The sequence below is a fragment of the Novosphingobium sp. TH158 genome, assembly GCF_002855555.1.
Classification (GTDB): Bacteria; Pseudomonadota; Alphaproteobacteria; order Sphingomonadales; family Sphingomonadaceae; genus Novosphingobium.
Map to the genome: position 1 here is coordinate 800,146 of NZ_PKRT01000001.1, position 12,151 is coordinate 812,296.

Genomic DNA, 12,151 nt, shown 5'->3' on the forward strand with positions numbered 1-12,151 from the left:
TAGGCAGGCTCCGCGATGGAGCTGAACCCGATCTACGCCCGGATGGGCATCACCATTTTCGAAAAGATGTCCGCGCTGTGCCGCGATGGCTCGCGCATCAACCTTGGCCAGGGATTTCCCGACGATAGCGGCCCGCGCGAACTGATCGAGGCAGCGGCCCGGGCGCTTCGCGACCGATCCAACCAGTATCCCCCCAGCCCCGGCGTGCCCGAACTGCGCGATTCCGTGGCCGAATTCTATCGCCAGCGGCAGGGCCTTGACCTCAATCGCGACAACATCCTTGTCACCTCGGGGGCGACCGAAGGCATCGCCGTGTCCATCCTCGCCACGGTGAACCCCGGCGATGAAGTGCTGATCTTCAATCCGGCCTTCGATGTCTATGCGCCGATGGTCCGCCGCGCAGGCGGCGTGCCCGTGTTCATTGACCTTCTGCCCCCGCAGTGGACTTACGATCGGGCGCGCATCGAGGCGGCAATAACGTCGCGCACGCGGGTGATGCTGCTGAACGATCCACTCAACCCCACCGGCACCTGCGCGAGCGAGGCGGAACTGGCGATGCTGGCGGACATTTGCCTCGCGAATGACCTGATCGCCATCTGCGACGATGTGTGGGAAGCGGTTCGCTTTGACGGGCGCCCGCACCGCTCGCTCTTCTCGATGCCGGGAATGGCGCAGCGGTCGGTGAAGATCGGATCGGCCGGAAAGATCTTTGGTCTCACCGGCTGGAAGATCGGCTGGCTCTGCGCGCAACCGCCGATTGCCCAGGCCCTAGCCCGCGCCCACCAGTTCATCACCTTCACCACGCCGCCTGCCCTGCAATATGCGGTGGCCGAGGGGCTGGCGATGGATGGCGTGATCGACGCGCGAAATGAAGGCTGGAACCCCGGCCGCACCGTGCTTTCCGCCTGCCTGCGCGATGCCGGCTTTGCCGTGCTGGAAAACAGCGCAACCTGGTTCACCTGCATCGACCTGCCGGCATCGGGCATCACGCTGGCGGACGAGGACTTTGCCGAAGCTCTGGTCAATCACGGCGGCGTGGCGACCATTCCGGTGTCGGCCCTGTGCGAAGGCGGCGGCGTGAAAACCGTGCTGCGCCTGTGCCACGCCAAGCCCGAAAGCAGCCTGCGGGAGGCAGTGCAGCGCATGGCAGCGTTCCGCGCGAGCCTGTGACGCCGGGCGCTGTCCTACACGCCCCGCGCAGCGTATAACCGGCAGGCTCCTTGACATCGTCGATCCTGCCGCGCGTTCCCGGGCGAACGACAGCGCCGCTTTTTTATTTTTCCCTGCGACAAATGCGCACTGCAACCACCCGATACCCGCAGGAACGCTGGGCTGAAGGCTTGCCGCGCGAGGTTGACACGGTGTCAACCTTGTCAACCTCACGAGCAATGGATCAGCGCACGACCCGTGCCTCCCAGTCTTCCGGCAGGGCGATCTTCTTCGCCACCGGGAAGCCCAGATAGCCGTTGTGCGCGAAGGCATAGGCATTCGTGCGCAGCGGATCGCCGGAAACCAGCACCATGAACTCGTCCGGCCGGGTAACGATCGGCACGAGCCGCTTGGGATCGTCGCTTTCGGCAAAGTCCGCCGGCAGGCGCCCCAGCATGACCTGATGCTTAAGGCTGCCGATCTTGAACTCGGTCCAGACGTTCATCATCTGCTCGACCCGGCCAGCTTCCATGCGGGCATTGTCGAACAGGTACTGCTTTACGTCGTCCTTGCTCCAGCCGGCCTTGGCGATGGTTTCGGCCAGGATCGGGCTGAGCACCAGCGCCGGTCGCAGGGTGCCGAACGTCAGCCCGCCGACGGTGAAGGATATCTCCCAGCCGGTTTCCTTGGCCACGCCATCCGCCAGATAGGGCATCATCGCCTCGGGCGTTGCCCCGGTGACAGACGGCATGACATCGCCGCCCGTCATGCGGGTGATGGTGACGGTGTTGTCGCCCGTGGCAAAGCCCATGTCCTCGGCGTTCGACGGCCAGCCGATGGCGGCCAGCGCGTCCTCGTTCTCCGCCAGCACCACGCGGAAGGTATTGCCGAAGCAGCCCTTGTCCGTCTTGTGCAGGCGGAAGCCGGCGATGTTGCGCAAGGCAAGCCGCCAGAAACGGCCGACCGAGGTGTTCGGCTTGAACCCGTCGCGCAGCACGCCCTGGGTGTAGTTGAAGCCAAGCTGCTTGATGATCGGCCCGTTGAGGATGATCAGCGTTTCCGAACCCGGCGTGTTGCCCGAATGCTCCACGCCATACATCGGATCGGCCATGGCCTCGCCCAGGGCGATCAGGATCGGCATGTATTCCGGTCGGCACCCGGCCATCACGCCGTTCACCGCGATCGACCAGATCGTCACTGCGCGGCTTTCCGGCAGGACGATGCCCAGCGTCTCATCCGGATCGCGGTCGGTGTAGCTCAGGAACTCGGCGATCTTCTCGGGCGTTGGCGGAACGATGGGCAGACCGTCGCTCCATTCGCGCTCGTAGAAGAAATCGTTCACCTCCTCGAAGCTGCCGGTGAACACGACATCGCGCGATCCCGGCTCGTCTTCCAGCACCACCTCGTCCGGCTGGACGGTGAGGTTGGCGATCACTTCGGCAGCCGTAACCTCCACGGCGTTGCGGCGAATCTCCTCGACCGACTGCGCACCGGGATGGCCGACGATCGTCGCCACCGGCAAGTTGGGATAGCCCAGCCCCATGCGCGTCGCATAGGCCTGACTCATGAACCCTTCGCATACCAGCGAAGCGGTCGGCACTCCGGCTTTTTCACATGCCTCGCTGGCCCGCAACACGGCGGGCGTGCAAGAACCTCAGCAGGCCATACTTGTTATGGCCGCGTCCACCCCTAGCTCCTTGAAGCGCTGGGGCAGCGAGGCGAGAATTTCGCGTTCGCTCTGGCCGTGGATATTGCCGAATTCCCGCCAGGAAATGAACTTCACGTCCGGATAGGTCTCGCGAAGCTTACCTTCCAGCGCGTCGTAGATCTCGTCACCGGCAAAGAGGAAATCCCACAACTGGGCCACCGTCTTGCCATTGAGCGTATCGAGCCGCCGCGCCAGCTTGCGGACCTTCAGCCGCCGCTCTCCGGACGGCCAGACGACCGAGTACTGGCCTTCCTTGCTTGCCATCGTCTATCCTCTCACTTGCTTCCCGACAGGAAGCGGTGCGCTGCCTCGGCCGCGCTCACGCCTTCTGCCATTGCTTCGATCCCGGTGCCACCGAAACCCGCACGCGCGGCCCCGGCCAGGAAAATGCGCGGGTCGCCGCCCGCACAGGCGGCAACCAGCGGGTTGGCCGTGTCGATCCCGATAAAGGGGAATACGCCATCGCAGGCCAGCTCACTGACCTCTCCGCTGCGCAGGTTGCGCAGGGCAAGGCCCGTAACCTTCATGTCGCCGTGGATGGCGGTTACCTCGCTATCCCAGACGAACCGCACGTTATCGCGGGCATCCAGCTTGTCGATGTGCTCGCGGCGCGCCTTCAGGGGGCTTCGGCAGACCATGGTCACCTGCCCGGCCACCCGGGAAAGGGTCATCGCCTCGTGCACGGCACCATCACCGCCACCGATCACCGCAACATGCTTGCCGCGATAGAACCCGCCATCGCAGGTGGCGCAGCGCGATACGCCGCGGCCGGCAAATTCTTCTTCGCCCGGAACGCCCAGCTTGCGGAGCGAGCCGCCGGTGGCGACAATCACCGCATCGGGGGCGTAGGTTGCTCCATTGGCATCGGCCAGCGAAATCCTGTCGCCCAGTTCCAGCCGCTCGACCGCCGCATCGATCAGCCGCACGCCAACCTTCTGGCTCTGTTCGAGCAGGTGCATGGCAAGATCCTGTCCCGACCATGTGCCTGGAAACGGCAGGTCCTCAACCTCTCCCAGCGTGGCAACGAGACCGCCGTAGAGGCCCGACGCCTCGAACAGCGTGACCATCCGGCCCAGCCGGGCGGCCTGCCTGGCTGCCGAAAGGCCGGCAAGCCCGGCCCCGATCACGGCCACTTCCTCAAGGTTCTTGAGCCGCCTTGCCACGACACTCCCCTACGTTGTTTGAACAGGTGATCAGCACATCACGGCGCGTTCTGCAAGCCCGACACGCGAATTGGCATCGCCAACAAGCCATCGCGCCGTTGCCTCGCTGGCGCCATTCATCCAAGGAAGGGCAAAATTGCATGAAGGAATCGGCGGGATGGCAGGGATGGCAATCGAATCGGCGAAGTTCCGCCAGGTCCTCGGCAACTATCCCACCGGAGTCGCAGTCATCACCGCGCCTGGCCCGCAGGATGCGCCGGTGGGCATGGTGGTCGGCACCTTTACCTCGGTGTCGCTCGATCCGCCGCTCGTCGGCTTCCTGCCCGACAAGCGATCGTCCACCTGGCCGATGATCGAACAGGCCGGCCACTTCTGCGTCAATGTCCTGGCGCGCGACCAGCTTGAACTGTGCGCCAAGCTGGCAAAGTCCGGGCCCGACAAGTTCACCGGGGTGCAGTTCGAACTGTCGGAACACAACCTGCCGGTGCTGGCAGGCTCGATGGTATCGATCGAATGCCGCCTTCATGCCGTGCAGGAGGCCGGCGACCACTGGTTCGTCACCGGACTGGTCCTTGGGCTGGAATCCCATCGCGAGACCGACCCGATGCTGTTCCACCGCGGGCAGTATGGAGGCTTTTCAGCCAACAGCTGAATCCGCCCCGGCGGTTTGACAGGCGCAGGCGCGCTTGTTGTACACACGTTCAAATCCAGACCATCCAGACAGAGGGAAGAGGCTAGCAAATGACACGTTCGCTCAATGGCAAGGTTGCCGTGATTACCGGCGCAGGTTCGGGCATGGGCCGCTCGATGGCGCTCCGCCTGGCAGAGGACAACGCGAAGATCGCGGTGTGGGACATCAACGGCGAAGGCGCGGAAGAAACGGCTCGCCTGGTCCGCGAAGCCGGCGGGACCGCCATTGCCATCCAGGCCGACTGCTCCGATGCCGCCGCGATCAAGGCCGCAGCCGAACAGACCCGCCGTGAACTCGGCCCGATCCTGATCCTCGTCAACAACGCCGGTATCGCGCCGTTCAACAACTTCCTCGAAATCAGCGAGGAACTGCTGACCAAGGTGCTGAAGATCAACCTGGTCGGTCCGTTCCTCGTCAGCCAGGAATGCGTGCCCGACATGATCGCGGCCAAGTGGGGCCGGATCATCAACATCACCTCGTCCTCGGTTCAGTCGGGTTCTGCGCTGCAGACCCATTACACCAGCTCCAAGGGCGGGCTGCTTGGCCTTACCAAGTGCCTGGCGATGGCGCTTGGCGAACATGGCATCACCTGCAACATGATCCCTCCGGGATCGATCGATACCCCGATGCTGCGTGCTGCGGATGTCATGCAGCAGCCGGGCGCAATCGAAGCTTATGGCAAGGCGCTTCCGGTTGGCCGCATCGGCCAGGGCGAGGACATCGCCGCAGCCGCTGCCTTCCTCGCTTCGGAAGAAGCCGGATACATGACCGGCCAGACGATCAGCGTGAACGGCGGCCGCTACATGGGTTCGGCCTGATCCTGACCGCTACAGGATGATCGAGCAAAGCTCCGCCGGAGACGAACGCTCGATCATCCCGTAGGTAACCTGTCCGTCCCAGGTAAACCTCACCCCGCCCTGCTGGTTGTTGAAGCCATTGGTGCCGGGATTGCCCATGTGGAACGTGGCATTCACCGTCTCCCCGGCGATGTGGAACGTGCCCTCCGCTGTCTCGATCGCGCAGGAAACGTCATCGCCCTTCGGCATGACACGGCGCAGGAACGGCGCATTGCGGACCTTGCCGGTCAGGAACTTCTCGCCCGTCCACACGTAGGCGTTGTTGTAGGTATCCTCCGGGTCCTCGCCGGGCAGCGGGGGATAGGTGATGAAACCGAAGGCACGGCCATCGGGGAAGACGGCTTCCATCCAGGCATGGCCGCGAAAGGCGCCCATCGGCCGCACGGACTGGCGCCGGATGCGGCTGCCGAGGCAGTTGAAGGTCTGGACCTCGCCATCAATCGAAAGCTCGCCGCTGCCCCGGAAACAGTGCTCCACCCGCCAGCCATAACCCATGGAACCGGCATCGGCGCGTTCGCGCTCGGTCATGCCTGCCAGCTTCTCCTCGCGATAGTCCTGCACCCATGACGGCGTGACCATCTCAAGCTCCACCGCCCAGTTGACCCGGGGGCGTCTGCGTCCTTCCAGTCCCTTGGATCGGCCCGGATCGGCATAGGCGCCGAATTCGCTGCGGATCTGCTCCTCCACCGATCCTTCCCACGCCTCGCCATCATAGCTGACCGCCCAGCGACGGAATGGCTCCACGCAGCGGAAGATCATCCCGTCACTGCCCAGTGTATCAGACTTTCCCGAGGCACCGACTGAGGGAACGGTGTTGCCCACCCTGCTTTCGCGCAGCACCCTGCCATCGGCGAAGGCCACGTTCATGTCGAACCGGTGATGGTCCCATGCTGCGCCCACAGCCTCGATCCCTACGCGCGGCAGGGCGAAACAGCCGTTCTCTTCAAAGATCCAGACCGATGCACTTTCGCGCATCTCCGGGTCTTCAGGGCGCGAAGGGAACATGTAATCGATGTCGATCGGCAGGCCGCCGGTCCAGTCCGTCATGGCAATTCTCCCTGGCGCCATGGTGCCGCAATCCGGCGTCCGGGCAAGCCGCCGCAGCGATGCCTTAGCTGCCAAGCACCCGGCGCCGCGCATCCATAATGTCGGCAAGATGGTTCACCGGATCGCCCGCCGTCACCCCGGCCTCCACCGGCATCAGGATGCCCGTGATCTGCCTCGCACGATCGCTGGCAAGGAACAGTGCCGCCTGCGCGCAATCCTCTGGATCGCCGCGCCGCTTGAGGATCTGGTTGGACAGGTAGACCGCATCGACCTCGCGCTCCAACTGCGCGATCCGGTCATCTGCCGCCCCCTGCTGGAATGACGAAAGCTGTGTGCGGATATGCCCCGGCACGAGGCAGTTTACCCGGATGTTATAGCGGCCAAGATCGATGGCGGCAGACTTGCTGAACTGGTTCAGCGCTGCCTTCGATGCGCGGTATGTCATCATCGCATGACCGGCCAGCGATCCCGCAATCGAGCTGTTGTTGAGGATGACCCCGCCGCCATGGTCCTTCATGTGCCGTGCGGCGATCTGTGTGCCGAGCATCGGACCCAGCACGTTCACCCGCATCACCCGGTCGAAATCGTCGAGCCGGTCGTCGATGAAATCGGGATAGGCGGCGCAGGACATTCCGGCATTGTTGAACATGATGTGGAGCCCGCCAAAGCGCGCAACGGCAAGATCGACCGCCGCCTGCACCTGATCGCGATCCGCCACGTCGGTGCGGACGAATACGGCCTTGTCGCCAAGGCTATCGGCCAGCCCCTGCCCACCGGCCTCGTCCATGTCGGCAATAACGACGCTGGCCCCTTCGGCGACGAACAGTTCAACCGAAGCCCGGCCGATCCCGCTCGCCCCGCCGGTGATGACGGCGACCTTTCCGGAAAGCTCGCCCATCAGGCTGACCTGCGGGTGAAAGTGATCGGCAGGCTCTCGATGGTGCGGGTCGCCACGGTCGGCACGTATCGGATATCCTCGACCGGGATGGCCAGCCGGATGTTGTCCATGCGCCGGACGATCTCACGAGCCATCACCTTCACCTCCATGCGCGCCAGCGCCAGACCCACGCACCGGTGCGGGCCGCCGCCGAAGGCAACGTGGCGGGCAATGTTCGGCCGGTCCAGATCGAACTTGCGCGGATCGGGGAACACCGTCTCGTCATCGTTGCCCGAGCCGTAGACGAGCAGCATGTGCGCGCCCTCGGGGATCGTCGTACCGCCTACGACCACCTCACGCGTCGCCAGGCGCGAAAGCGCCCGCACGGGCGGTTCGATGCGCAGCAGTTCCTCGACAAAGCGCGACAGCCGCCGGTCATCTTCCACCACTTCCTTCAGCAGGTCGGCAAAGCCGGGGCGCGTGGTGATCAGGTAGAAAAGATTGCCGATGGCCGTTGCGGTCGTATCGTTTCCGGCGATCAGGATGGCGCGGATCAGGCTGACCGCCTCGGCAAAGGTCAGCGTGTCGGCCGTGCCGTCTTCGTTCGGTAGTCTGGCATGGACGATGTCGGAAATCATGTCCTCGCCACGATTGGCCTCGCGCTCCTTCATCTTCCCGATGATGTAATGCTGAAGGTCGCAGATCTGGCGGGCGTTCTCCAGCATCTGGTCGCGGTCCTGCATCCGCCCGATCTGCGCCGTTACGGCGACAGACCAGCGGCTGATCTTGTCTTCCATGCCGTGATCGAGCCCCAGTTGCTCGACAATCACGCGGATCGTCAGCGGCACGGCAATGTCCTTTACCGCATCGGCATTGCCGCGATCGGCAACGCCTTCGAGCACCTCGGCGACCACCGCAGCGATCCGCGGCTCCAGCGCCTTCACGCGGTGCGCGGTAAAGGCGTTCTCCATCAGCTTGCGGATGCGCGTGTGGTACGGCGGGTCCGACATGATCGCGTCGGGGAAATAGCCACCGCCTTCGTTCTTCAGGATTTCCTGGAATTCGGCCTGCATCCCGCGCGCCTGCTGGGTGTGATAGCCTTTGTTCACCGAAAAGGTGATCGGGTCGGACTGGACGAAGAAAATGTCTTCGTGCCGGGTGACCAGCCAGGAATCCAGCTTGGGGTCGTAATGCACCGGATCGCCGTGGCGCAACGCGGCATAGAACGCGTGCGGCTGCGACTGGATGGCATAATCGGCCAGCGTGCCGTGCTCGATCAGATCCTTGTCTGCGGGGGTAACGTCGCGGCTTGCCATCATCGAATCCTGTCCCGTTTGATCCTGGCATCATGGCGCGGGGCTATCGCGCCCGCCATAACCTCTCTCGAACCGGGACTTGCCCCTTGCGGCAAAGCAGATCAGCCCGCGGGGGCAACCGTCACTTCGATCCCGTCCAGTTCCGCGGAGAGGGTGATCTGGCAGGAAAGACGGCTGGTTTCACGCGGCTCTGCCGCCATGTCGAGCATGTCCGCCTCGATATCATCGGGCGGACCAACCCGGGCGAACCAGTCTGCGCTGACATAGACATGGCAGGTCGCGCAGGAACAGCCGCCGCCGCAATCGCCGGCAATACCCTCTACGCCGCGTGCCTTCGCCAGCTCCATCAGGCTGACACCTTCATCGACATCGTCGAAGGTGCGGGTCTGCCCCTTTGCGTCCGTCATCGTTACTTTGAGCTTGCCCATATCCTCTCTCCCGGCGACCGGCTTTTCCTGAAGCAGCCGCCCGGTCGAGGCAAGGCCTGCCTCGCCCCTCGCCGCCATGGGAAACCGCCAGTGCGCCGCCAGTCATTTGGCTGAGCGGCACCTGCGCCTATTCATCATGCAACCGAAGCGCGCGCCATGCCGCCATGAGAGGATATGCCAGTGGCCAGAACCGTCATTGCCAATGCGACGATCTTCGATGCGACGGGTAAGCCGCCCTTTGCAGGCGATCTGGCCATCGCCGGCAACCGCATTGTCGCGGTTGGCCCCGCCGGCTCGGTTGCGTCGCAAGAAGGCGATTGTCGGATAGATGCGGCGGGGCGGTTCCTCATGCCCGGCATGGTCGAAGGCCATGGGCACATGTCGTTCGGCGATGCTGCCAGTACCGACCAGATTATCGCCCCCTCGCCCGAAGCCCACACGCTGATCACCATGCAAGGGGCAAAGACCCTGCTCGATGCCGGGTTCACCAGCTTCTACGGCGCTTCCGAGGCGAAGATGCGGCTGGCCGTGGCAATCCGCGATGCGGTGAATGCCGGCACCATTCCCGGCCCGCGCATCCGGGCGGGAAGCCTGGAAATCACCGTCACGGGATCGATCGGCGATGAAAGCCGCGAGCATTCGGAACGCGTCGGCATCTCGATGATTGTCAACGGCCCGGAAGAGATGCGCCGTGCGGTTCGCATCGCCTGCCGCGAGGGCTGCGACAACATCAAGCTCGATGTCTCGGGCGACCCGTTCTATCCCTCGGCCCCGGCACACACCACGCCGATGAGCTTCGAAGAAGTGAAGATGGCCGTCGATACGGCGCGCGGGTTCGGCCGCAAGGTAAACGCCCATGCGCGATCGATAGACAGCGTCAAATACTGCGTGCGGGCCGGCGTGGCCGGCATTCTCCATGCCGAATTCCACGACGAGGAAATGCTCGACCTGCTGGAAGAGGCGAAGGACCGCGTGTTCGTCGCGCCATCGATCGGCCTGTTCCACACCATGATTCACGAAGGCGAGCCCTGGCTCCTCAAGGGCACGGCAGAGGCCATGGGCATCCCGGCGCTGGTCGAAGCTTCCATCGAAACCCATACCGCCCTGCGCAAGCGCGGCATCCGCCACCTGATTGGCGGGGACTATGGGCTGGCATGGAACCGGCAGGGAACCAATGCCCGCGATGTGCAGCACTTCGTGGATTACTATGGCTATACCCCGGAAGGGGCGCTGACCTGCGCCACGCGCAATGGCGGCCTAGCCATGCGCGACGAGGGCGATCTCGGAACGATCGAGCCGGGCAAGCTGGCCGACCTGCTGCTGATCGACGGCGACGTGCTGTCAGACCTTTCCCTGCTCGTCGATCCTGCGCGCATGGCGCTGATCATGAAGGACGGCGCGCTTTACAAGAACATGATCGCCTGAAGGAGGCCATGCCCATGAACATCGAAACCGGCAAGCTGAACCCCGGCGAAGCCCGCTGCCCCGCCATTTCCACGCAGGAAATCATCGCCGCGGACAAGGTCAAGGCCCCCGGCTGGGTAACCAGTGAAAGCTACCAGTACCTTGGCAGCGAAGACATTTCGAAGGAGCGTTACATCGACCCCGCCTTCGCGCAGCGCGAACTGGAATCGATGTGGACCCGCACCTGGCAGTTCGCCTGCCGCGAGGAGCACATTCCCGAAGTGGGCGATTACTATGTCTACGATATCGGCCCGTGGTCTTTCCTTGTCACCCGCACGGAAGAGAACCGGATCAAGGCCTATTTCAACGCCTGCCTGCACCGTGGCACCAAGCTGCGCCCTTCGGCCACGTCGGGCTATGCCAGCGAGTTCAAATGCCCCTTCCACGGCTGGTCCTGGAACCTCGACGGCAGCAACAGGCAGGTGCTTTGCCCGTGGGATTTCCCCCATGTCGACCGCGCCAGCCTGAACCTGCCCGAAGCGCGGGTGGAAAGGCTGGGCGGCTTCGTGTGGATCAACATGGACCCCGATGCCCCCGGCCTGCGCGAATACCTGGGTGCCGAAGCGCTGAGCCATATCGAGGCCTGGAAGCTGGAAGACCGCTACATCCACGTCCACGTGCAGAAGAGCTTCCCGGCGAACTGGAAACTGACGATGGGCGCCTTCATGGAGGCCTACCACGTGCTCGATACGCACCCGCAGGTGGCGCCTTCCAACGCCGACGCCAATTCGCAGTACGATTTCTATGGCGAACACGTGGATCGCTTCATCTCATGCCTCGGCGTCATCAGTCCGCACCTTGAAGGAAAGTTCACCGAGCAGGAAATCCTCGATCAGTTCACGGTCGGCGATGCCTCGGTCCTCTCGGACGACCGTCCCAAGGTTCCCGAAGGCGGTAGCGCCCGCCAGGCCATGGCCGACATGTTCCGCGGCATGTTCGAACAGGCAACGCAATCCGATCTGTCGCACGTGTCGGATTCGGAGATCCTCGATTGCTTCAGCTACACGATCTTCCCCAACACCTTCCTGTTCCCGGGCATCTCGCTGCCGATGGTCTATCGTTTCCGCCCGGACCCGAAGGACCACCGGCGCTGCATTTACGAGGTGATGTTCCTGCGCCCCGCGCCCAGCGGCGGCCCCCGGCCCGAACCGGCAGAACCGGTAATCCTGAGGGATCACCAGTCGTTCACCGAAGCGGAAGGCATGGACCCCGGCTTTGGCAGGATCCTAGATCAGGATACCGACAACCTGCTTGCCCAGCAGGAGGGGCTGGAGTGTTCGGCGAAGGCGGGGCTTACGCTGGGCAATTACCAGGAAATCCGCATCCGCCACTTCGAGCAGGCCATCGACAAATATGTCGCCATGCCTGCAAAGGTGCCCACCCGGTCGTGACGGGACACGGCAAGGACGGGCCTGACGCAATGCTGCGCTTCCTGCTATCGCAGCACGGCC

Annotated in this window: 12 protein-coding genes; 5 read left to right on the forward strand and 7 right to left on the reverse strand. The window is 63.9% G+C overall.

The genetic code is table 11. The annotated features are described in order from the left end of the window. The first annotated feature begins 15 nt into the window (after positions 1 to 15). Positions 16 to 1,170: an aminotransferase class I/II-fold pyridoxal phosphate-dependent enzyme gene (locus tag C0V78_RS03985; RefSeq protein ID WP_101796537.1), complete on the forward strand. Its 1,155-nt coding sequence runs from the start codon at positions 16 to 18 to the stop codon at positions 1,168 to 1,170. A 223-nt stretch (positions 1,171 to 1,393) separates the two neighbouring features. Here C0V78_RS03985 and C0V78_RS03990 read toward each other — a convergent pair whose 3' ends face one another. The 3 genes from C0V78_RS03990 to C0V78_RS04000 form a co-directional block, all read right to left on the reverse strand. Next, positions 1,394 to 2,716 (reverse strand): hypothetical protein, encoded by a 1,323-nt coding sequence (locus C0V78_RS03990; RefSeq protein WP_101796538.1) that lies wholly within the window; start codon positions 2,714 to 2,716, stop codon positions 1,394 to 1,396. Between the two features lie 87 nt (positions 2,717 to 2,803). Further along, positions 2,804 to 3,121 carry a hypothetical protein gene (locus C0V78_RS03995; protein WP_101796539.1) on the reverse strand — a complete coding sequence of 106 codons (318 nt, stop codon included), beginning with the start codon at positions 3,119 to 3,121 and terminating at the stop codon, positions 2,804 to 2,806. Between the two features lie 11 nt (positions 3,122 to 3,132). Further along, positions 3,133 to 4,020, reverse strand: coding sequence for an NAD(P)/FAD-dependent oxidoreductase (locus C0V78_RS04000; protein WP_101796540.1), 888 nt, complete (start codon positions 4,018 to 4,020; stop codon positions 3,133 to 3,135). 157 nt (positions 4,021 to 4,177) lie between these two features. Between C0V78_RS04000 and C0V78_RS04005 the strand changes: the two genes are divergently transcribed. Together C0V78_RS04005 and C0V78_RS04010 are read left to right on the forward strand one after the other, a co-directional pair. Continuing rightward, complete coding sequence (locus C0V78_RS04005; RefSeq protein ID WP_101796541.1) at positions 4,178 to 4,672, forward strand: flavin reductase family protein; 495 nt, start codon at positions 4,178 to 4,180, stop codon at positions 4,670 to 4,672. A gap of 89 nt (positions 4,673 to 4,761) precedes the next feature. After that, positions 4,762 to 5,529 (forward strand): SDR family NAD(P)-dependent oxidoreductase, encoded by a 768-nt coding sequence (locus tag C0V78_RS04010; RefSeq protein WP_101796542.1) that lies wholly within the window; start codon positions 4,762 to 4,764, stop codon positions 5,527 to 5,529. 9 nt (positions 5,530 to 5,538) lie between these two features. Here C0V78_RS04010 and C0V78_RS04015 read toward each other — a convergent pair whose 3' ends face one another. The 4 genes from C0V78_RS04015 to C0V78_RS04030 form a co-directional block, all read right to left on the reverse strand. Beyond that, complete coding sequence (locus C0V78_RS04015; protein WP_101796543.1) at positions 5,539 to 6,615, reverse strand: hypothetical protein; 1,077 nt, start codon at positions 6,613 to 6,615, stop codon at positions 5,539 to 5,541. A 64-nt stretch (positions 6,616 to 6,679) separates the two neighbouring features. Continuing rightward, positions 6,680 to 7,513: an SDR family NAD(P)-dependent oxidoreductase gene (locus tag C0V78_RS04020; RefSeq protein ID WP_254049808.1), complete on the reverse strand. Its 834-nt coding sequence runs from the start codon at positions 7,511 to 7,513 to the stop codon at positions 6,680 to 6,682. Beyond that, a complete protein-coding gene (locus C0V78_RS04025; protein WP_101796545.1) occupies positions 7,513 to 8,811 on the reverse strand; it encodes a cytochrome P450 in 1,299 nt (432 codons plus the stop codon). Before C0V78_RS04025 ends, C0V78_RS04020 begins: the two co-directional genes overlap by 1 nt. Before the next feature lie 98 nt (positions 8,812 to 8,909). After that, entirely contained in the window at positions 8,910 to 9,314 is a 405-nt protein-coding gene (locus tag C0V78_RS04030) for a 2Fe-2S iron-sulfur cluster-binding protein (protein ID WP_371514417.1), read from the reverse strand. A gap of 102 nt (positions 9,315 to 9,416) precedes the next feature. On the opposite strand from C0V78_RS04030, the gene C0V78_RS04035 reads away from it, so the two are divergent. Both C0V78_RS04035 and C0V78_RS04040 read left to right on the forward strand, forming a co-directional pair. Further along, positions 9,417 to 10,661 carry an amidohydrolase family protein gene (locus C0V78_RS04035; RefSeq protein WP_371514418.1) on the forward strand — a complete coding sequence of 415 codons (1,245 nt, stop codon included), beginning with the start codon at positions 9,417 to 9,419 and terminating at the stop codon, positions 10,659 to 10,661. A gap of 14 nt (positions 10,662 to 10,675) precedes the next feature. Beyond that, positions 10,676 to 12,091: an SRPBCC family protein gene (locus C0V78_RS04040; protein ID WP_101796547.1), complete on the forward strand. Its 1,416-nt coding sequence runs from the start codon at positions 10,676 to 10,678 to the stop codon at positions 12,089 to 12,091. Positions 12,092 to 12,151 lie beyond the last annotated feature (60 nt).

Excerpts from the sequence above, each read along its gene's own strand:
- C0V78_RS04025 (WP_101796545.1), bottom strand. The coding sequence starts at position 8,811 with ATGATGGCAAGCCGCGACGTTACCCCCGCAGACAAGGATCTGATCGAG.
- C0V78_RS03995 (WP_101796539.1), bottom strand. The coding sequence starts at position 3,121 with ATGGCAAGCAAGGAAGGCCAGTACTCGGTCGTCTGGCCGTCCGGAGAG.
- C0V78_RS04015 (WP_101796543.1), bottom strand. The coding sequence starts at position 6,615 with ATGACGGACTGGACCGGCGGCCTGCCGATCGACATCGATTACATGTTC.
- C0V78_RS03985 (WP_101796537.1), top strand. The coding sequence starts at position 16 with ATGGAGCTGAACCCGATCTACGCCCGGATGGGCATCACCATTTTCGAA.
- C0V78_RS04040 (WP_101796547.1), top strand. The coding sequence starts at position 10,676 with ATGAACATCGAAACCGGCAAGCTGAACCCCGGCGAAGCCCGCTGCCCC.
- C0V78_RS03990 (WP_101796538.1), bottom strand. The coding sequence starts at position 2,716 with ATGAGTCAGGCCTATGCGACGCGCATGGGGCTGGGCTATCCCAACTTG.
- C0V78_RS04005 (WP_101796541.1), top strand. The coding sequence starts at position 4,178 with ATGGCAGGGATGGCAATCGAATCGGCGAAGTTCCGCCAGGTCCTCGGC.
- C0V78_RS04020 (WP_254049808.1), bottom strand. The coding sequence starts at position 7,513 with ATGGGCGAGCTTTCCGGAAAGGTCGCCGTCATCACCGGCGGGGCGAGC.
- C0V78_RS04010 (WP_101796542.1), top strand. The coding sequence starts at position 4,762 with ATGACACGTTCGCTCAATGGCAAGGTTGCCGTGATTACCGGCGCAGGT.
- C0V78_RS04030 (WP_371514417.1), bottom strand. The coding sequence starts at position 9,314 with ATGGCGGCGAGGGGCGAGGCAGGCCTTGCCTCGACCGGGCGGCTGCTT.